The organism is Blautia sp. JLR.GB0024, from assembly GCF_037000545.1.
Classification (GTDB): domain Bacteria; phylum Bacillota; class Clostridia; order Lachnospirales; family Lachnospiraceae; genus Blautia; species Blautia celeris.
In genome coordinates, this window is sequence record NZ_JBANBF010000008.1 from 60910 (window position 1) to 82398 (window position 21489).

The 21489-nt window shown below is 39.5% G+C and carries 20 protein-coding genes and 1 riboswitch; all 20 genes read right to left on the minus strand.

Annotated features, from left to right (window positions below; genetic code table 11):
* Positions 1-56: 56 nt before the first annotated feature.
* The 20 genes from V8Q34_RS17810 to V8Q34_RS17905 all read right to left on the minus strand — a co-directional run bounded on the left by V8Q34_RS17810 (position 57) and on the right by V8Q34_RS17905 (position 21488).
* Positions 57-863, minus strand: coding sequence for an immunoglobulin-like domain-containing protein (locus tag V8Q34_RS17810; RefSeq protein WP_227210777.1), 807 nt, complete (start codon positions 861-863; stop codon positions 57-59).
* 105 nt (positions 864-968) lie between these two features.
* Positions 969-1487 carry a hypothetical protein gene (locus V8Q34_RS17815; protein WP_256139441.1) on the minus strand — a complete coding sequence of 173 codons (519 nt, stop codon included), beginning with the start codon at positions 1485-1487 and terminating at the stop codon, positions 969-971.
* A 249-nt stretch (positions 1488-1736) separates the two neighbouring features.
* Positions 1737-2030 (minus strand): hypothetical protein, encoded by a 294-nt coding sequence (locus V8Q34_RS17820; RefSeq protein WP_335836002.1) that lies wholly within the window; start codon positions 2028-2030, stop codon positions 1737-1739.
* Between the two features lie 140 nt (positions 2031-2170).
* The gene (locus tag V8Q34_RS17825) at positions 2171-3205 is read right to left on the minus strand and encodes a hypothetical protein (protein ID WP_335836003.1); all 1035 of its coding nucleotides are present in this window, start codon (positions 3203-3205) and stop codon (positions 2171-2173) included.
* Complete coding sequence (locus V8Q34_RS17830) at positions 3153-4661, minus strand: AAA family ATPase (protein ID WP_148392775.1); 1509 nt, start codon at positions 4659-4661, stop codon at positions 3153-3155. Before V8Q34_RS17830 ends, V8Q34_RS17825 begins: the two co-directional genes overlap by 53 nt.
* Before the next feature lie 39 nt (positions 4662-4700).
* The gene (locus tag V8Q34_RS17835) at positions 4701-5789 is read right to left on the minus strand and encodes a restriction endonuclease subunit S (protein ID WP_148392776.1); all 1089 of its coding nucleotides are present in this window, start codon (positions 5787-5789) and stop codon (positions 4701-4703) included.
* Complete coding sequence (locus tag V8Q34_RS17840) at positions 5779-7242, minus strand: HsdM family class I SAM-dependent methyltransferase (protein ID WP_148392777.1); 1464 nt, start codon at positions 7240-7242, stop codon at positions 5779-5781. Before V8Q34_RS17840 ends, V8Q34_RS17835 begins: the two co-directional genes overlap by 11 nt.
* Before the next feature lie 239 nt (positions 7243-7481).
* Positions 7482-7823 carry a type III-B CRISPR module-associated protein Cmr5 gene (gene cmr5, locus V8Q34_RS17845; RefSeq protein ID WP_335836004.1) on the minus strand — a complete coding sequence of 114 codons (342 nt, stop codon included), beginning with the start codon at positions 7821-7823 and terminating at the stop codon, positions 7482-7484.
* The gene (locus tag V8Q34_RS17850) at positions 7816-8289 is read right to left on the minus strand and encodes an RAMP superfamily CRISPR-associated protein (RefSeq protein WP_335836005.1); all 474 of its coding nucleotides are present in this window, start codon (positions 8287-8289) and stop codon (positions 7816-7818) included. Before V8Q34_RS17850 ends, cmr5 begins: the two co-directional genes overlap by 8 nt.
* An 842-nt stretch (positions 8290-9131) precedes the next feature.
* Positions 9132-9470 (minus strand): hypothetical protein, encoded by a 339-nt coding sequence (locus tag V8Q34_RS17855; protein ID WP_335836007.1) that lies wholly within the window; start codon positions 9468-9470, stop codon positions 9132-9134.
* On the minus strand, positions 9424-9648 hold the full coding sequence (locus tag V8Q34_RS17860; protein WP_335836008.1) for a hypothetical protein: 225 nt from the start codon (positions 9646-9648) through the stop codon (positions 9424-9426). Before V8Q34_RS17860 ends, V8Q34_RS17855 begins: the two co-directional genes overlap by 47 nt.
* A gap of 93 nt (positions 9649-9741) precedes the next feature.
* A riboswitch (cyclic di-GMP riboswitch) is annotated at positions 9742-9825 on the minus strand.
* 133 nt (positions 9826-9958) lie between these two features.
* Positions 9959-10942 carry a serine hydrolase gene (locus V8Q34_RS17865; protein WP_335836009.1) on the minus strand — a complete coding sequence of 328 codons (984 nt, stop codon included), beginning with the start codon at positions 10940-10942 and terminating at the stop codon, positions 9959-9961.
* A 9-nt stretch (positions 10943-10951) separates the two neighbouring features.
* The gene (locus tag V8Q34_RS17870; RefSeq protein WP_335836010.1) at positions 10952-11827 is read right to left on the minus strand and encodes an N-acetylmuramoyl-L-alanine amidase family protein; all 876 of its coding nucleotides are present in this window, start codon (positions 11825-11827) and stop codon (positions 10952-10954) included.
* Positions 11828-11839: 12 nt separating this feature from the next.
* Positions 11840-12349 (minus strand): YARHG domain-containing protein, encoded by a 510-nt coding sequence (locus V8Q34_RS17875; protein WP_335836011.1) that lies wholly within the window; start codon positions 12347-12349, stop codon positions 11840-11842.
* Positions 12350-12364: 15 nt separating this feature from the next.
* Positions 12365-12553, minus strand: coding sequence for a hypothetical protein (locus tag V8Q34_RS17880; RefSeq protein ID WP_335836012.1), 189 nt, complete (start codon positions 12551-12553; stop codon positions 12365-12367).
* Between the two features lie 115 nt (positions 12554-12668).
* On the minus strand, positions 12669-13973 hold the full coding sequence (locus V8Q34_RS17885) for a vWA domain-containing protein (RefSeq protein WP_335836013.1): 1305 nt from the start codon (positions 13971-13973) through the stop codon (positions 12669-12671).
* The gene (locus V8Q34_RS17890; RefSeq protein WP_335836014.1) at positions 13957-14397 is read right to left on the minus strand and encodes a hypothetical protein; all 441 of its coding nucleotides are present in this window, start codon (positions 14395-14397) and stop codon (positions 13957-13959) included. Before V8Q34_RS17890 ends, V8Q34_RS17885 begins: the two co-directional genes overlap by 17 nt.
* Entirely contained in the window at positions 14390-17827 is a 3438-nt protein-coding gene (locus V8Q34_RS17895) for a hypothetical protein (RefSeq protein ID WP_335836015.1), read from the minus strand. Before V8Q34_RS17895 ends, V8Q34_RS17890 begins: the two co-directional genes overlap by 8 nt.
* A 6-nt stretch (positions 17828-17833) precedes the next feature.
* Complete coding sequence (locus tag V8Q34_RS17900) at positions 17834-20551, minus strand: ATP-binding protein (RefSeq protein ID WP_335836016.1); 2718 nt, start codon at positions 20549-20551, stop codon at positions 17834-17836.
* Between the two features lie 22 nt (positions 20552-20573).
* The gene (locus tag V8Q34_RS17905) at positions 20574-21488 is read right to left on the minus strand and encodes a hypothetical protein (RefSeq protein WP_335836017.1); all 915 of its coding nucleotides are present in this window, start codon (positions 21486-21488) and stop codon (positions 20574-20576) included.
* Position 21489: the final 1 nt, after the last annotated feature.

Sequence of the window (21489 nt, forward strand, 5' to 3'; positions counted from 1 at the left end):
TTATCCACCTTTACCATAAATTCACCCACCATTATAAAGGAAAGTCCTCTGTTTGTCTACTGGATATTTACCTTTAAAATGGCAGTATTTGACTGATTTCCATCGCTGTCGACAACATAATACACTACTTCATAGGTTCCCGGTGTATTGGTATCCACCGGATTCTGCAGCTGAATCTGTCTGAAAAGGGTGCTTCTGTCATCTTTATCGTCGGTGATATCCTGAATATATGTACTGTAATCAAACTTGCTTCCCACAGGCAGCGTCACTTCATATTCATTCAGACGAAACTGTGGGCTGCCGGCCGGAAGCTGTGCAATCGCCGCCTCCGCTGCCTCTGCACCGCCTGCAGTTTCCTGAGGAGGCTGCTCTTGGGCAGCCGGGTCGGCAGACGGATCTGCCGGGGCAGCTTCGCCCTCTCCCGTACCTTCACCTGTTGTTTCCCCTTCGGGAGCCGGCGCTTCTGTTCCTGCTTCCTGGCCTTCCTCCGTTCCTTCCGGAGCCTGGCCGCTGTCCGCCGGTGCTGCTTCACCGGAAGCCTGATAATTTACCATAAGTTTCTTTTTTGTCACATTGCGGCTGTTGTCCATTGCCGTATAGGTTACTTCAGCCTGGGTTCCGTCAGCAGTTGGTTTTACGGATTCCACCATAAGGGTATCTGATACATCCCCGTCCTTGTCATCCACTGCCGTGATGCCTTCCAGAAGAAGCTTCTTATCCTGCCCCGCCACATAAGTCAGCGTATTGTCCCCAGGAACTTTTATCTCCGGTGCTGTCTTGTCCCGATTAAGTACCAGAAATACGGTACCGGCGGTAATTCCGATGCATACAATAATTGCTGCTGCAATTAATCCTTTTTTCATCTTCTTTCCATTCCTCTCGTATATATTTAAAATAAGAAAGTGTTGCCATCATTTCTATTCTTTCCCATTTCAAACAACATTATTATATTAACATTACATAAATCATTAATCAATTACTTTTTTTAATTCTTTTGGGTTGGCAATGGAGTAAATGTAATTGAGAAGTTCCTTCCTATTAAAAACAGCAAGATCATCTGCCGCTTCCGGAGGCATCAGCAGATAGGACTTCAGTTCCTCCAGGATTTCTGAAATATCGGAATATACTACCTCAGAAATGCCGGGATTTTTTACATTGACATCCATCTGGAGAGGAAGTCTGTAATGGATGACCAGCCATGTGTTCATGCGGGTGTAATCACCGTAATAATAGTCTTCGGAGAAGAAGTCTGCTGCCTTTACTTTTTTCTTGGTTTTCTGAATTTGAGCCCAGACGATGTCGTCTTTCTTTGTGGTATACCTGCCTTGAATGTCTGTAAAACGCACAATGCGGGGCATGTATTCCGTGAAAAAACGATAGTCTGTGTATAGATGGAAGAGATAACCCTGGACGCTTGGATCCGGGAGAAGGTCACGGTATTTATCAAGAAATTTGGACAGTATGGGATATTGGACAATTTCCTGCAAGGTGTCAGGGCTTCGGAAATGGGATTGGAATTTGTCTTTTACAGTGTCGGGCAGTAAATTGCCGACCAGGAAGGCGTTTTTGGCTTTTGGCTGATTTAACGGGTGTGAAAATGGCAGCGAATTTAGGAAAAAATTCGCTGCGGTTAAGTGGATGATGTAGCCGGGCATGGTTTTTAATACCTCACTTATGAGTTTGTTGGCTTATTTTTATATGGTAAAATGATTTTTAAAGGCATAGGGGTGTATCGGTTATGATTGGCAAATATCTGTCACCTTTGCCAAAACTGCCCACACATATGGGGCGCCGTACATGTTCAATGCTTTGGGGCCGGTGATTTTGTCAGGGGAATTTTTTATTTTTTTGTATGCGTTTTCAAAGGTGCTCCTGGTGATGGAGCGCTCTCTGCGGTCTGTGAACATCTCGCCGCCTTTGATGGTATAGGTAAAGGGGAGCATTTTCTTTGTGTAGAAGGTTTCTCCCTGGTGGGATGTAATTGCTTGCCAGAGGTTGTCTATAGTAACGGTTTCCGCTGCATTGCTCATGTGCGATTCCTCTCTTAGATATAATTTATTCCTGATATCTTTATAGTATTTTACATTTAAATTTGAAAAGGTGCAACTGAAAGATAGCGTCTAAGCGGATATTTATAATCCGGTGACGCTGTCTTTCTGCATCTTATTCTCTATTTACTCCTCATCTTCTCCCTCTCTTCCTGTCTTTTCTTCCACTCCTCCATAAATGCGCGCTTTCCCTCTGTGACAAGAAATTCCGAGCAGGCTGCATCAAGAGCATACTGTTTCATCATAGCTGCCTTTCTTTTTTCTTCTCCTGCAATTTTCACCAAGTCTGCCTCCACCTCTGCTTCATCCTTACAGTGCTCAGTGAGTAGAAAATCCTCTTTTATTTTGTCATACATCTGCATTGTCCAGCGTGAGCTTAAATCAAATAAATCATCAAAATTCTTGATTCTTTGCTCTGCCTGCTTATTGTCTGAAACAGGTCTTAAACCCAGCACACGCTCTCCTCCGCTGCCCATTACAGCAATTCTGGATTCTTCTTCTGCTGCCCTCAGATAAGGAATATAAACTTCTGCCAGATTCGCGTTTTTTAATGGATCTTTGCTCCCTTTCACCTTGGGGCTGTTGCACTCTCTGCATATACCAGCCAAATTCACAGGATGGAAAGTCAGAGCAGGATATTGGTTTTTTGGAAAGTAATGGTCGACCTCCCCGTAACGCCGCAGATTTCTCACACGACCCAGACATACAGGGCATATGGTGTTTCTATCATTACTATATAAAGAATCCCTGTAATTATCAAAAGAAAGAGACAGTTTATTTCTTTGAAAAATATTTTGATAAATATGATTCATCAGGCTTTTGATCTTATTTCGCTGTGAAATGCTTAACCCTTTTTCCCAAAATTCAAAATCTTTGTCTGATGCATGTTTTTCAAACGCCATATCATGTTTCAGTACCTTGTACATTTGCCTGCGCACATACTGAGGCTCCTCCAATAATCTGTCCATTGCATTTTTCAGACTCTTTTGAGAATGATAATATGTGATCACCCAGCTTTCGTCTGTACTAAGTAATGTTTTCAATGTATTGATATCCGGATTCCGATGATCTGCCATACACTCAAAAATACTCAGAATGGTTTGATTAATCTTCTCCATTTCCGTCTTCAGAAAACTCTTCTGTAATTTCAGGTACATTTCGTTTCTCCATTATACTGTAATATTTATCCATCAGCCGAAAACGTCCAATACCGGCCCCTAACCAATTAATATACTGCAGCAGTTTATCAGGATTTTCCTCTCGCAATGCGGCCTGCAATATTTTATCTGCATAGTTTCCAATCTGTGCAGCATTTTGAAACATGGTTTTTGATATTTCATTGCGGCTGGCAGCAAACATGGATATCGGAATTTTTCTGGCAGAGACATTTCCTTTCTCTCTTTCAAATAAAAATACATGATCCGGCAGGGCATCTGTGAGAAGCAGGCTGGAATGAGTGGAAATCCAAAAAGCATGATGCATACTCCTGCCATTTAATTGTGTAAACTTCCGCAGGCTGGCCACAAAATCTACATTCCAACTCTCATTTAAATGGATATCCGGTTCATCAAACAAAAACAGGCAGTTATCCGTTTCCTCCTGTCTGCACAGCAATACAAGCCCCATTCGGGCTACCCAAAGCAGTTCCCCGTCACTCAGGGCACATTCATTCAGTAATTCTGCTCCTGTCTCTGTATGGAAAAACACATGGCACGCTTTCAGCGCCAAAGCATTCTTAGCCTGCAGAAGAAGCAGCAGTAACTGAAGAGGATTGTAATACCGACGTGATATGGCCTTATTACAATACTCCGCCCTTTCTCCCGAAATTTCATAAACAGCTTTAATCGTATCTCCATCACTTACCTTCCAGTCATAAAGCTGACTTTCTCCTTTTTCATCCTCCAAAAACAGTTCTTCAAAAAGAGCACTTTCTATTCTGGTTTCATCAGCCTCCAGACTGAAAGCCACAGGACGGAATTTATCTCCCAGTTTTTTCAACAGCATCTCCCGAAACATGGCATATCCATTATCCTGCCCCGGTTTCCATGCACAGAGCACCAGAAAGATCAAAGAAGCCATCTCCTCGCTCAAATACAACATTCTGGGATTTTTCTGCAACTGATTCAGGTAATTCAGCAGGACTTTAATCTCATGCTCTCCATCCTCCCGCGTCCCGGCATCATATATATCACTAATGATCGAATTTTCAGCTTCCTTTTGCAGCATCTGTTTCATCTGGCTGTTAGGACCTGAAATATATGTTATAATCTTGTAAGGCAGATACTGCTCAATTCCCAGAAAAGAAGAATATACCTGTCCATTTACAGTAATATGGAGACGGCCCTTCCCTGACTCTTTCTCAGGCCTTATCTCTACCTGGACAATTTTTCCCTTCTCAAAGACAGAATACCCAAGTACAAAATCAAATCCGGGCAGCTCATTTTGTGTTATTCTGGAAAAAATCAGAGCAACCGCTTCTAAAAATGCGGATTTTCCAGTTCCATTCAAACCCACACAAAAATCCACAGGCACTTCTTCGGAGCTTTGCGACATATTAAATTCTATTTTCTTCAGATGTTTATAGCCGCATATGCGTATATGGGTCAATCTCATAATTCCCTACTCCTCTTTATTTTCCTCTGCATTTTAATTTCATGTGGTTGATAGGGCAGAAGAAACACAGCTCCAGATATCTATTACCAATGCCTCCCCGTTCTCATCTTTTACCTCATTCTCTTCCCCGGGATCTTTTCTGTCATAATATAATTTGAAGGTTTCTTTTGACAATAGCCCTAATTGAAATAAAATTTCAACAGAGGTCACTGCATCCTGTATATGATAATCTGAATATTCCGCTTTCATATGTTTCAATATTTCATGAACTGCAGACGGTTTTCCCGCATTATAAAATTCCCGATAAAGCCTTTTCTGAAAGTCTGATAACTGTAGCTGCACAAACCCACGGCGTTTTGTGTCCAGTCTTTCCCAGGGCTGCTGCTCCTGAAAGACCTGATCTCTGTAACGGAAATATTTTTCTCTGTCCGCTTCCTGGAACATTTCTTCCAACAATGCTCTCAGAAGTTTCTCTGCCGTTTCTATAATCCGGCTTGTAGTCTCCTGCAGTTTTTTTAATGTATAATCTGCTCTCATCAGATTGATTTCCAATATCCATCCTGAACTTCGGGCTTTATTTACTTCAGACAATAAATCTTCTTTTTTCCATATGTAATCCTCAACAAGTTCCAATTGACGAATCCAGGATTTCTGCACTTCTACAGGAGCTACAGGAATCAGAATCTGTTCCAATGTATTTGTGCTTAATCTTTCCAAAACCGTCTGATAAGCCATACTCTGTAATGTTTTTCTGGCAAACAACAGATAGTAGTACAAATATTCCGGCAAAATACCACTCTCTTCCTTACACACGATTGCCATGATCTGCTGATTTGTCTCCAGCTCGCATCCTGCTATAGCAGCTTTACCGATGGTTCCATTTACAGACAGCAGTACAGCTCCCCTGGGAATAATCTTACCAAGTTCCGCTCCTGTCCGGGAAAGATATTCTCTTGTACAGCTGATTTTTCTGCGCTTCATGTCCTCTATCTTTACCCAGGGGATTCCCTCTTCATTTCTCCCGTTTACTATAAAATTTTCCGTATTCTTTTTCGGAGGTGTTTTTCCGAGCATCAGCCGAGCGGCATCCTTTAATCTAACATATTTCCACATGTCTTTATCTTTCATATTTATCTCTCAGTTCTGCCAGTTCCTCTAAAATCCGGCATGATTCATTCTCCAGTTGGTGAATTTCATCCAACAGCTCTCCGATGTTTAAATACTCTGCTTTTTCCTCTGTTTTTCTTGGTCTGTAGTGATCCGCCACCAGGTTATAGTCATGCTCTCTCAAAAGCTGTCTTTCCGCAAACCAGCAGTTTTTATAGGGCCAGTTTTCAGGGGTATAGATTTCAAAATCATTATAAACGCCCCGCCCCATAGACGCTGACCACTTTTCATATAATTCCTGACATGATGCCTCCTTTTCAACAGCATCTGAGATATCCGGTATCTGTATTTCATGTGTATCCTTCAAAAATTCCGCGGTTTCAAATTCATAGAAAAAAACAGGTGTACTCTCTGTTGCTCTTCCACCGAAAAAAAGTATGGAGGATTTTGCATTGGTATAAGGAGCGAATACTCCTTTTGGGAGGGATATCACGGTTCTAAGTCCTAAATGTTCCACCAAGACTTCCCTTATATTTCTCTCATCACCGCCTCTGAACAGTACATTTTCATTCACAAGGACAGCTGCTTTTCCATTTGGGTTCAAATGCTCCATGATCAACTGTAAAAACTGGAGATGCAGTTTCTTTGTAGGGACAAGATAGCCTCTTTTCTCTGCCTGCGCCGTATTTACACTGGATACAGGGGGATTCGACAGTATAAAATCATATTTCCTTGTATCATTCCAGTATGCCGATTCACTGTATTCATCCTGAATAAATGCATCCCTGCATTCCAGATGTATCTTGCGGAAATCCGTCCCGCTAAACAGCAGACGGATTTCCGCAAGATTTATCATATGGGCCTTGACATCATTCCCATATAATTCAAGGCTTTCATTTCCCTTTGCAAATGCATATGCCTGTGCCAGGAAAGCACCGCTCCCGCAGGCCGGATCCCAGAATGTACCGGACTTTGGCCTTACTATATCTACCATAAGACGAACGATTATATTTGGAGTAAAAAACAAATTTTTATCTCCCTTTCTGTATACCTGGTCCAGCATAAAATCCATCATGCTGCTTAAATGCCGAAGATCATATGCCGAAACCTCCGGATATTCCTGAACAGCAGCTACAACCAGCCCCCATATAGATGAAAGTATCTGTGGAGAATCGATCAGGCGCAGTCCCTGCCAAAAATGGAGCTGAGGACAATATTCACTACATCTGCGCACTTCAGCTTCTATTTCTTCAAACCATGCCCTGTCGGTTTCAAATATAGGAATATCTATGCTCCAGATTTGATGTGGATGACGCTTTTCATTCCGCAGCTTCGTCAAGAGAAGCGCTGTGAACTGTTCCGGCAGCATAAAGGAGGGCATGGCTTCAAGCTGCATTTCTTCTATAACGCGGATGATATTCCGTTTTAGTTCTTTTGAAATACTCTGAGTGATTTGAGGGATATTTTGATCCATTGATTACCTCCGTAAGTGAATTGATGGTCATGGGGCAGATGAGGCCGGGAAAACATTTTGTTTTATTATAGCTGAAGTGGCTGGAAGTGGCAAGATTTGTTTGATTTTTAGATTTTTTCTGCACACCTCTTCATCCATACAGTAAAAGCAATCGCTTCCTTCATCAAAATTTGTATTTCTCTAACTCCGCAGCTGACTGCCAGAAAACGCAGAAAATCCCCTTCCGTTTTTTCCTTTTCTCACAATGCCTGCACATAGATCTGCAGCCATCTGACAATTCCTTGAAATAACTGATTTTCTATACTCAAGTTGCTATGTGTATTTCCTTTGTTCTCCCCCTTTTCTTTCTTTTTATGTAAATAAAGTAATGTGATCAGAAAATCATTTTCATGAATCATAACCGGAAGCTGGCGGCACACGGACTTTAGATGCTTTAATTCAGTCTCCCTGTTTTTTACTATTTCAGGGGTTTCTATCGATTCTCTCTGTCCCCTGCGGATATTATCCGCTATATTTTCAGTAAGCATATATGCTTCCATTGCCCGTTGCCTGGCCCATGTTTCAAATATATTTTTATCCATTCATCTCACCCCTTATGTTTTCAGGTATTATTTCACGGAAATGAATTCTGCCTTTTCCCAAGGTTCTATTTTTTCCAATCTGCAGGTCAAAACTGTTGTTTTTTAACATTTCAACCAGAATTGGGGGTTTTAACGGGTACAGCAAATCCTTAAATTTATCTGCCACACCATATAAAATTATATTTTCCGGCAAATATTCCTCTGTAAATAAACTGCCTTTCTCCACATGGATTCTTGCTGTCAGTTCTGTCCCATACCTTACAAAATAAAGAAACTCCTCATCTGTAACCAAACCGGCTCTTCCAAAAATCTCCTCATCAAATCCCAAAATCTCAAAAAGATTCAAAAGTCTGCTCTTCTCCAGTTCACATACCTCATATGGAATGTCCAATAAAACATCAAAGTTTTCCGAAGATCTCCACTTCTTAATCTTCCCTGTTTCGGGAATATATCCCGGCTGATCCAAATACTTCTCATAATCCGAACTTAAGATGCCGTACCAGACCATATCCTGAATAAACCGATTCAAACAGGATGGACATGTTATCATGGTATACAGATTCACCCCTGATTGTACTGGAAAAACAACAGTCTGAGATCAGAAAAGGATACGTGCTTATTTCCCTCCAAAGAAAACTGCAGCTTTTTTGCAATGGCCCCTTTCCAGACACTCCCATCAATCTTAGGGAACCCACAAATACTATCCCGTTGCAATGAAATGTCCGCAATACCGCTCCCTTCCCCTGCACATGACAAAAGCGGCGATCGTACTGCTGCCAAGAATACCTTAGTCATTAATTCATTTGTCACGATATATACCTTCTCTCCCGTAAGGATTGTAAGCTTCCGAAAATTCTTCAAAAATCAACTCCAGATTACGCGGTAATTCGTCCAACAAGCAGATATCCTGACTGAGCAGAGGAACGACCAATACCGGTTTTCCATACACACCACTCAGGGCATATGCGGTAAACTCTCTGGATTTAGCATTCACTGAATCCATATTTCCTGACTTACATTCAAATACGACTGCCTGTCCGGATTTAAGAAGAAGCATCAAATCTAATTGACAGAAATTCCGGCTGCCGGAAATACTATTGATAAGGACCTCCTGCTCGTTGTTATGCCGGACATCCACATTAAACCCTATACTTTGAAAACACGATTTTTTCCCGGGTTCCATGCCTTCCACAGTTTCTAAAAGAGCCACTTCCGTCATGAATTCCAGGGCATAGCCAAAAGGAAAACTCTTTTCAACAGTTGAATCAATAATTGCCTTTCTTAGTTCATCGTCCAGTTCTATATTATTTATAATCTCTCCGAAAGAACATTGTTTGCTTTTTCCTTTTCTTTGTTATTTAAAATAAGGCATTTCCTAAGTGCCGGATTTCGCTTATATTCCTCTAAAAGTGATTTGTATGCTTTAATACGTAATTCTATATGGTTTCCCTTTTCATCTGAGGTATACCACTTATTTTCATCAAAATAAAACTCTTCCTGTGCCTTTGCGCAATATCCTGCCAATTGAAAAAAACAACTGATTGTCAATGCAGAATCCCCATAAGGCTGCTCTAACTGCGCATATTCCCAATTATTCTTTTCATATTTTCCTACAATTGCTCCCTGTGAATTTCCTTCTAAGTACAAGACCAAACCATTCCTGATGTCTGCTTTCCTTTCTAAACGCTTCTTTGATTCCCGATACTTCCCCTTTCGGAAAACCCGTTGTTTTTTCACGTTGGATCGGCAGATCCACAAATCCTATCTCTGTTCCTGTTCCCATATGTAATGGGGTTTGATTCTGATAAAATACTAATTTTTTCATAAATTTAACAGCCTAATATAAAACCGGCTGTATTCCTCCCTTCCTCCATCATTTTTTAAACAAAAAAGGCACCGCCTATGGGTGTCCTTTTTGTTCTGTAACTGGCTGTCATACCCTAATGACCTAGACTCTGTAGTTTTGCGACACCAGCTTTCTCTGGCTATGCCTTTTTACTGGTATGTTTATTATAAGGTATTTGTCTATGCTCCCCCGTCTCCGGTAGCCTGAACCTTCACCAGTAATATGAGCTTGCTTTCAGGGAACATGATATATCAAGGCGATTTTTTCCACTTCGCTGACTCTATTTCTTTTATTCTTTAAAATATTCATATACTTCTTCAGAAATCTCTTTTATTTTCTCCCTGGCCAATGAAGTATCAGAAAGATTTGATGCAAGAACTGTGATACAGTATGTATTATCTCCATTTAAAATTAAAGCAGCATCATTTTCAACATCATTCAATTCTCCCGTTTTATTTGCGACTTCTACCTCATCAGGTACACCTGCGGGGATTTTATCTGTGCGTTCCTGCTGTTTCAAATAGCGAAGCATCTCCAGAGAATGATTGCATTGATTTAGATATACTTTTTTCAGAAATTCACAGCAGTCTATCGCTGAAGTGTAATTTTCTCCATTTTCATTACTCTCAAGCAACATCCTTCCCATATTAGTATCCTGATACTCATTTTCCTGGCAGTATAAATTAACTCTACTCCTTCCTTCCTCATTACTGCCATATCCCAACATAGCAACCAGTTGATTTGCAGCCTCGTTATCACTGACTGTGATCATCCGCTCCAAACACCCGTTTACCTCCTCTTGTCCATATTCCCGGCACAATTCATCATACGCTTCATAAACTGTTCCCATAATGAATAATTTGATAAGACTGGCTGCCGGATACTTCTCTTGATGAATATTACACATAATTCCAGTATTGAACTGTTCCACATATACAGACCAGTCCCCATCTAAAGATTGTATTTTCTGGGTCAACTGTTTTATTATTTTATTTTCATCTGAAGGGCCTTCCTCATCCGGTTGCGAATTTCCCGTTTCACTCTCCTGTACTTCGGAATCAACAGTAAAAGTCTCCGCATTATGAATTTCCTCTTCCTGCTGCTTTAATTGTTTTAATTGGTCTTCTTTCTCATTTTTTTTCTGATATAAGAAAAAATCCGCACCTAGCAGTGCAACACCGCAGAACAATAATATACAACCTGCCACAAAAATTTTAAACCAGTGCTTATAAGCACGTGTTTTTCGGTATCGCTTTACCTTATTTTTCCGCATAATATCCCTCTACTCTCTTACATTGCCAAAATAATCATCGATTCCATCTGCAATTCCCTGAACCATTAAACTTTGATATTCTAAATCTGCCATGTTTGTGTCATCTTCTGCATTACTCATGAATCCCATTTCAATAATTGTGACGGGAATCTGACTCCAGTTAATTCCTGTCATATCATCATAATATTGTACACCTTTATTCAACATTCCTGTAGTTTCACAGTAGGAATCAATAATGCATTGGCCCAGTCTGCTGCTCTCCGCAGACAACTCTCCAACATATGGGTTTTCCTCAGAAGGTACCATTGTCATGGCTCCCTGTATACCCGGATTTTCACTGCTATTTGCATGGATTCGGAGAAAAATGTCAGCTTTTTCTCGGACTGCCAGCTCAGCTCTTTCTTTATTACTGATTGCTGTTTCATTATCTTCACGTGTCATAACAACTTCATAACCTCTTGTCTGTAATTCCTGATAGAGCCGCCGGGAAATTTCTAAATTTAATTCGTATTCCGGTTTTCCCGTCGTATTACCAACAGTCCCTGTACTGGCTTTTGCTTTCATTTCTGATGCACCTGGTCCTATTGGTTCCAAATCACTCATATCCACATTTTCACTTTGATGCCCAGGATCCAATGCAATTTTCTTCCCTGCTGCTTTCGTCTGTTCTTCACTTTGTTCTTTCTGAACTCCACTTTTATGTACGTCTTCCAGCTTATTATTATTTTTGTTTGTCTGTTTCTCCATATCTGCTATCCGATTCTCGATTTTTTCGACTTTTGTCTGTGTTTTTTTATAAATTTGATAATTTATTTTAAATAAAATCCCACCCGAAAGTAGCAGGATAATAGCAAAACACCAGACTATAACTGCTTTTGCTTTCATATGCGTCACTCCTTAATACAATTGATATCCTTCGCTGTTTATTTCGTGTTCTTTCTCACTTAGTTTCTTAGCATTTGCACGTTCATAGTCATTTAAAATACTTTCATCAAAAGCTTCTGCTGCAATCGTCCCCTCATACCAGGACTTTGAGCTAAAATAATCCATCAACTCCTGTTTTTGAAACATACGTCCATGTCTGGCATAAATCTCATTTTTTGCATAATTAATCTGTTGTAATGAAAGATTTTCCAATTCTTCGTCCGTTAAATATCTTTCAGCACTATCCTGAAAAATATATTCACTTTGTTCGTTATCCGTGGTATCACCTTCTGTGGGCTCTTCCGTCATCTCATCTGCAGACACATTTTCCTCTACCCATTCATACAGATAATCTGCCACCGCATATGATTCTATTTTTAAATAAGAAGATGATTTGGGGTTTTCACCAAATATACTCATAACAATTGATAATATTACCCCAACTATGAATAAAAAAATCAAAAAGCCTCTATTTCTCTTCATTTTCATCCCTCTTTCCTACAGAAGCCGACATATAATAAGAACAAAAGAAGGTCCAAACAACAACAGCAATTTCTTTTTTAATTCCAGTTTTCCATCATCATTTTTCGCCTGTCCGCTATTTTCGTCACTATCAAATACAAAACCACATTTATTGCAATATACCGCACCAATTTCGACCTGTGCTTTACATTTCGGACAATCCATAAATACCCTCCTCTCAGCAATAGGTTAAAGGAATCTTACCAAAATCAACATAATCATCAGTCCGCATAAAAAAAACGTTATAATAGCATCTTTTGTTCCTTTCAATTTATCCACCTCATAAAAAAGTCTTTCCGCTTCCAAAATCATCATTTGCCTCTTTCCCAAAATCTTTTCCAAAATCTATGGTATTCTGGCCAAAATCCGAATCTATATTCCCCCATTCCTGGTAATCATCTGTTTTATAAGCAGCTTCATTATAATGAGCTAAAATAACAGACATAATGACACTCACAAAAAATCGTATTACTGTTTCGGAATAAAACATATACAATCCTGCTTCCAAAACAAATCCGGCAGCCAAACCGATTCCCAGTCTCATGGGCAGCAATCCAAGTACAACCTGCTGGGAATCAATAACAAATCCAACTATGATACCAAGAACCAGAGTAAGAAGAAGAAGGAACAGCACCCTTAAAATCATAAATAAAACTTTTCCATGTTCTGTACCAGACCGATAATCAAGCAAAACCCTCTGATTAGCATATTTTGTCATCTGTTTAATAGTAAATGTTAAATTATTAAGCTCTTTTATCTGATAATAACATCCATCTGTTCTTGTTGAAAGTTTGTTTAATACTCTTTTGCCTAAGAAACCAATATTTGAAAAACCTATTGTATATATATTTATATTGTCTGCATTACACTTACTTATAATATCTTTGTAATCACCGCTGCTGGCACCATCTGACAACAAAATCACAGCTCCCTTTCTGTCGGATTTTTCATATTGACTATATGCATCCTGAAGAGCTGCTTCTATATTAGTTCCTCCACCTGACCTAAAATCTGCCAGTTTCTCTTCGATTTTCTGTATTATCCCTTTCTCCACAGAACTTAAAGGAATAATATTCTGTGAACCATCGTCAAATACATCCAACATTACTTTTTTATTCTCATCTAATTGCTTCACAAAATCAATAATAGCTGAAAAACGTTCATTCTTAGGATCTGTTTCGCTTGTACTTCCTGAATTATCAACTAAAATTATGTAATCATCAATATCTTTTATGACATTTTTTGTTCTGCCTAAACCATACAGAAATTGAAATAACATTCCGAGAATAAACATCACAACTACACCGACAATTATTGCTCCCAGGGCTGTTAATATTTCTTTACCATCCCATGCTGCTCCCCTCATATGATAGGTGAGCCATTCACTGATAAAACCTGACAAAGTCACAAAAAAAGTAAACTGCGCAAAATATATTCCTATAAGTAAAATTGGATTCCAATCCATTTTTAGCCGGTTATAGAAGATTCCTCCGATTACAGCTCCAATTACTCCACCAATCATACAGGCACATAATAAAGAAAAATTAAGCTTCTTTTTGCCGTTTATATTAATTCTTCTCGCCATCTACCTCTTTTCCTCCTGCAAATATTTCTATTTGATCATATTCAATAAACCAAATCGGATAATCTTCCGTACGTATCAACCAAAAATCTCTCAACATATTTTCTTTAAAACATTCCTTCGCCGTAGACAACAAACTGTGCAGCATATATAAATCTCTCTCCACATTTTCGCTACACGACTTCATTTCATTTTCACGGCTCTCTGCAATTAGCTGACATAATTTCCAGCAGAAAAGATTCATTTCATTTGTATTACAGTAAAATGTTAATTCTTCTAAAATTTTGCCAAAATTGTCTTTATCATAATACCTGTCAACAAAATATGCCAAACTTCCTCTTTCCCCTGAACTGTTTATTAATTCTTCTCCTCCGTCCATTTCTTTTATAAGTTCTTTCAAAGCCAGATAAATTTTTAATCTATTCAATGCCTATCGCCTCCTTTAATATATTTTCCTTCATTTCTACTGCCAGTGAATACGCTGCTTCTCTGTAATTCCCAGATATCATACGATTATCGATCCACTGCAGGATATCGCTTCCCTTGTCCTTTGATATCCTGTTGCAGCATCTCTTTAGTGCCAAAATGTCTGACTGATTTATGTATTCTTTTCCTTTTGATAAAATTCTGGTCACCTCATTTACTGCCTGAATTTTATCCCTTTTCTCACACTCATATAAACTCATATTTTCTAATTCCCGGCGGACAATGAGCCTTTTTTCAGAAACACCAGTCTCTCTTGCTTTTTGCTCTACTTGCTCCAAAGATATGTGTCTAAGATTTACAACAATATTTTGATCTTCCAATTCCACCTTCCCATTTTTTAGTAATAACTCTGCCAGCTGTCCCTTTTCAGCTTCGCTGCACCCCAGGTCTTCAAATAATTTTGCATACTGCCTTTGAACCAGATTCTTACCAATACTCTTTTCCAATTTATCTATATCTATAGCCTGGATGTTAATTTCTGCCCTTATGCCTTTATTAGTTCTCACATACTTTAAAGCATCTGCAGGAGTATCCACTACGTTCATAGAATTAACAAATTTCGCTGACTGTTGGCTAACATCCTTTCTGATTGCCTGAGTAAAGTCTTGTTTCAATTCCTGAGGGTAACTTTCGTCTTTGTTGACTATTTCTATAATTTTATCCTGCAGAGAACGTTTTACTTCTTCCTGCGCTTTCCGAGATTTCTTCATCAGATAATCATAGATTTTTACATTTTCCGATGTACGAACAGGTTCTTCTATATTCAGTTTGGAATCTAGTTCATAAACCTTTTGAAGAATAACAGCTACCTGTGGTAATTCATAGAATTCTGTCATTTTCTCACGCTCACCAAGTGCGATTTTGTCAGAAATATGGACTGCTGATACAACCATGTGCGCTTCATCCGATAAAGCTTCCTTATTTTCAGGATTAACATACTTCTTTATTTCTTCGGGACGACTGGTATTATGCTTTTCAATGGCTTCTTTTATTCCATATATCAAATCCTTTTGATAAGTATCGTCAATACGATCAAAGATTTCTTTATAAAACTTCTCATGGTTTCTATCAAATATTGCTCCACTATATACATCGTGTCGTTTTTCTGCTGCTCTGCGTTCTTTTTCATCAAAGCTATTATGAATTTCACTGGTTGAATATCCTTCATCATGGTGAACCTGGCTGATCAATCCAGCCAGCCTGACCTCTGTACTCTGTTCACTGAGCGCATTCATTGTTCTCTGATAATTCCCATATATATGTTTGATACCATGCTCTCCGATTCCCCGTTGATCTGTTTTTTTCTGCTGCATAGCAAGTGACAGCAATATTTTTTCGTTCAGCTTTTTTCTGATATCAGCTTCAAAAGAAACCTCTCTTTCTGTTTCAAGTTTGTCCAACAGGCACTGAGCCTCCCGCTGCACTTCCATTACAGCGTCTCTATATGTAATCTCCCGTCCATCATTTGTCACAAACTTCCGTCTCCATTCTTTTGGATCCTGCTCCAAAGATTCCTTCGCCATTTTCATATTTTCCTGATAAACAGCCTGTTCATTCTCTCTTTTTACTCTTATTTCTTCATATGCATTCTTAATTTTTACTTCCTGACTTAAATTAGCACTATTTTTTAGATTCTCCATATCCTGCAGTGAATGGTATAATGCAATTGTCTCTTCACGCGTAAGCTCCTTCATCTGGCTTAGCTCTATATTTCCCATCTCAGCTAAACCCTGCTTATATAAATCCATTCTTTCCTGCTGATATCTCATACCTCCCATCTGAATCTCCGGATTATAAGCCTTCATCCATGTCTCGCGAACACTATTATGCAATTCCTCGGCAATCTGTGTCGGCGTTTTAAATTCCATCACCTTATCTTTTTCACTTGCGTCCTCTTCAGACGCTTCTATCTCTCCAACCTCTTCTGTATTTTCTACAGTTTCTTCTATCACTTCTGATACTTCCGAATCATCCGTCTCTGTTTCTGATACCTCTGATGCTTCCATTACATCGGTTTCTTCTTCTGATACCTCTGACGTCTCCATTTCGTCGGTTTCTTCTTCTGATACCTCTGACGTCTCCATTTCATCGGTTTCTTCTTCTGATACCTCTGACGTCTCTATTTCGTCGGTTTCTTCTGATACCTCTGACGTCTCCATTTCATCGGTTTCTCTTTCTGATACCTCTGACGTCTCCATTTCGTTGGTTTCTTCTTCTGATACCTCTGACGTCTCCATTTCATCGGTTTCTTCTTCTGATACCTCTGACATCTCCATTTCGTCGGTTTCTTCTTCTGATACCTCTGACATCTCTATTTCGTCGGTTTCTTCTGATACCTCTGACGTCTCCATTTCATCGGTTTCTCTTTCTGATACCTCTGACGTCTCCATTTCATCGGTTTCTTCTTCTGATACCTCTGACGTCTCCATTTCGTCGGTTTCTTCTTCTGATACCTCTGACGTCTCTATTTCGTCGGTTTCTTCTGATACCTCTGATGTCTCCATTTCATCGGCTTCTCTTTCTGATACCTCTGACGTCTCCATTTCGTCGGTTTCTTCTTCTGATACCTCTGACGTCTCGGTTTCATCGGTTTCTTTTTCTAATACCTCTGACGCCTCCATTTCATCGGCCTCTTCTTCTGATATTTCCGATAATCCAGTCTCTTGCGTTTCTTCTTCTGGCACTTGCATTTCCCCGGCCTCTTCATCTGACACTTCTGACGTCTCGGTTTCCTTTGTCTCTCCTTCTGACCTTATTACCTCCTCTCTTTTCTCTGCCTCTTCTACAGCCGTGACTATCTCTCCAATTTCCTCTGTCTCTGCTTTTAACACCTCTGATACTTTTGTTTCCTCCATTCCTTCTTCAGATACCTCTAACGTCTTCATTTCAACGTTCTCTTCTTCTGACGCTTCCGCTATTTCACTCTCCTGAATTCCTTCACCTAACACTTCTGACGTCCCGGTTTCCTCTATCTCATCTTCAGATGCTTGCGCTTCCCTATCTCGAGTTTCTTCCATTTCCTCTTTAGAAATCTCCCCTTGCACTGTTTCATTTTCTAAATCAAGATCCAAATCTGTCTCTAAAATATCTTCAGTCCGCTCTTTTTCATCTTCTGGTTGAACATTTTCCAAATCAAGATCTAAATCACCCTCTAAACAATCTTCACTTTCCACATTTTCAAAATCCTGGGGTAACTCTTCCTGAATTTCCATAGCACTTTCAAAACTATCCAAATTCGAATCCAAATCTCCTGCAAAATCTTCATCGCTTACGTCTTCAAATCCGCTGTCCAGACTGTTGTCCGCCCCACTTTCCAGACCACTGTCAAATCCTTCCTGACTACCCTCTCCCCCATAACCACTGAAATCCATTTTTCCCTACTCTCTTTCTGATTTCAAATCACGTTCAAACGACCATACCGAATATCTGGTCAGATATTCTGCTTCTATTTCTTCTGAAAGATTCATTTCCTGCAGAAAAAATCCAACTGCACATATTTTTTCAAAAACGTATAATGTTCTTTCTCCTCGCTTGTTAAGTGAATGAATATATTTTTCAAGCTCGGCAATTGTAATGCCTTTTTCTTTCACCATCTTTACATACTGTTTTAACGGCACCTGAGATAAAAGACTTTTCACTTTCTGATAATATTGGCATGGATTTCCACACATCATACATCCTTTATGATAACTATATTTTTTCTCATATTCACCCTGATCTGAATACAAGTTTTCCCTAACATGCTGTAAAACTTCTTCTCTTGTCATAGAAAAACGATCTTTAATAAGGGGCATCCTGACTAATTTAGGTTTACTGTCGCCTTCCGCGTATACCGCAGCGCAGCCTCTCTGTAATGAGCTGATATACGCAATCTGTTCCGGTGTCATATTCATAGCAAACCCCATAACTTCCCTATCTTCTTTCATAACAGTCCGATGCATAATTTTTAAATTTGTATTTTTAATTGTATCTGGTGCCAGCTTTGTAGGTACCTGATCTGCAATCAGAATCCCCTGTCCGAAACTTCTTATTTCAGCCAGCATATTACAGAAAAACTCTACAGATTTTGCCCGGGTTCCTTCCTCGGAGGCCGGCACATTTTTTAAAAGTCGATGTGCCTCCTCTATCATAAGAATGTGCTGTAGATTCTTTTTGCCGGTTTTAATTTGACTTTTCCTATACTCATACAATTGTACAAGTAATATACCTATGACAAAAGATTTTGTATCATCATCACCTAAATCCTCTAGTTCCAGGACGGAGGGTGTACTCAACAAATCTTGAATAGGCATACTTCTCGGAGTATCCATCATAGCACCTTTTCCACCGATCCTCAAAGACTGAATTCTTGCTTTCAGAGCCGCCTTTACATTAGACTGTACCTCAGCATGATATCCAAGCTTATTTGTTACAGTATCAATCTTATAATACAAATCAGTCAAAGTCGGATACCAATCCAGGCCATATATATTTTTATTCTCTACAATATCCCAGCCTTTGTCCTTATAAACATCGTAAACTGAAGTTTCAAGAATATAAGGCATGGGCGCATAAAGCTCAAAGCTTGCTTTAAACGTGGATAAAAGATAATCAATATGCGTCTGTAACGCTACAGTTCCCACTCTCTCAAAAGGATTGATCCTGTATTTCACAGATCTCCCCTTTTCTTCAGAGCCCAAAGTAAAAACTTTTAATTTACTAAAATCCCTCTCCTCTACATTTCCATGACAATCTTCTATTTTATTGCCAGAGAGATTCATGAGCTCCCAATATTCCCTTTTTGCTGATTCTATAACCAGAAAAGGTTTCTTATGTTTCAACCACAATTCACTCAATACAGCCTTAGATGTATTCGTCTTTCCACCACCCGTAATCCCAATAATCAGCGCATGTCTTGTGAAATCATCTAATTCCACCTTATAATCATTATCCAACAGATTTTCTATGTTCCGCCCCGGTACTGTGATTTTTCCAATCCTAACACCGGATTTTATTTCTTTTCTGACAGAAGTATCAAATTCAACATAGTCATCGATATAAAAACCTGAAAATTCGGTTTTGGGAAGCCTGCAAAAAACGGATAATTGCCTGCTGTTCATAATAGTCTGAAACATATACTGATATATTTTCAAATTACCAGGCGATACATTTCCTAAAGGATGCATACTTCCTTTTGGGTCGTAATCTCCCAACATTCCGATGGTGTTTTTCAAACCCGGGACCGGAAAATTTATCATTATACAACGAAATTCTTCAAAATTTTCATCATTCTCTCCACAAAATGCCGCTTTGATAATTCCCTGCAGTTTTTTTGCTGTCCAATATTCCTTTGCCATAAAAAATCCCTGCATGCTCCAAAGCCCTCCCGCAATTCCGCCTTGCAGTAATGTGCTCAACTTCTGTAAATTATCCGCGTAAAACTGCATTTCATAATTTGTTGCCTGTCTTGTATAACTGCCTCCTTCTGATTGAATAGCCTGAGTGACATTTAACTCCATACTGCACTGCTGTAAATCACGTCGTAGTTTTTCATTGGCTATACTCCCACAATACGCAGGCAACCGCTGGGCTTCTACTAGATAGGCGAAGGTCTCACCTTGCATACCGCGGCATATATTATCAATCTGGAGAATGCTCTTTTTCTCATTTCCACTTCCCTGTTCTGCCTTATCAACGGGATATCCCGTCATAACACCTACATGTTCCACCGGAATATCAAGCCCAGCAAAATCAATCTCTGTACATAAATCAATTCCCGGTACATAGGATCGGTATGTCTCCGCCAAACTGGAAACAGATTCTTTCTGTGTACCTATATAAAAATGAATACTCTGCTTTGTTCCTGACAGCAAAAAAGCAAATACTGTATTCTTTACCACAAGACTGCTTAATATATCTGCGAATACCGTATTATATTCCAAATTGGCATTAGACTCCCAAAACCTGGTCATGCCATCAATTCGGAACCATTTCAGATCATCGAACCTTTGATAACGCTCTGGAGACAGCTTCGCAATACCAGTTGTTTCCAGTTCATTCAGTGAACTTCTGCACAAAATTTCATTTAAATAAGATGCGTCCAACTTTCCTGTCATCTCCACGTACCTCTCTCAGCGCTTATTTCACAAGTATTTTTAATAAATATACAATTGCTGCGATGGTTATAAAAATAGAACCAATAGGCGGTATAAATATACAGGCCGCCACAATAAGAAACATATACAACACACCATAGGAAATATGGAAAGTCCTGCATATGGTTCTTCCCACCACTAACACTGCAATAAACCCTGCAATCAGAATAACCGGCATTGCTTGTCCTAAAATTCCTTGAACATACTGTCCTGGTGAAAAACCATTCAATAATCCCTTACTACCTTTTATCATTTTTAGTAAAAATAATAATATTATTATAGCCGCTGCTCTGACAACAACTGCGGGAATTCCCGCCTGCATCTTTGACCGCACACCTGTACTGGTACATACAATTTTATTAGCTATCAGTACTCCATGACTCCTGCTTCCCCATACTTCCACATTTTGTCCATTATACAAATCTCCTCCACTGATTTCACCGTACACATTAACTACATCACTTCTGGCATACATGGAATTTGCAGAATTCATTACATCATGCGGAATTACGTTAAAAGAATATCTGGTATCGTATTTTCCATAAGGAACTCCATGTACCAAAGAACGTGAAAGACGAATCCATGCAGAATCCCGTACGGGGCGCTCTTGCAGGTTTTGTATAATACCAGCTGCATAATTTACTGAATATCCCTTTTTTTCTTTCCTTCTTTTTTGTCCAGCAGACTGTTTTCCCTTTTCTTTATACCTCCGGGAGACGTTTTCACCAACAGAAAAAGGGCTATCACCAAAAGGAGACGAACCATCTCCAAATGGAGATGAACTGTCTCCAAATGGGGCTGCATCATTTTCATGGAAACCGGAGTCATCACCAAAAGGGGAAGAACCGTCTCCAAATGGAGATGAACTGTCTCTGCCAAAAGGATCTTGTCCATTCATA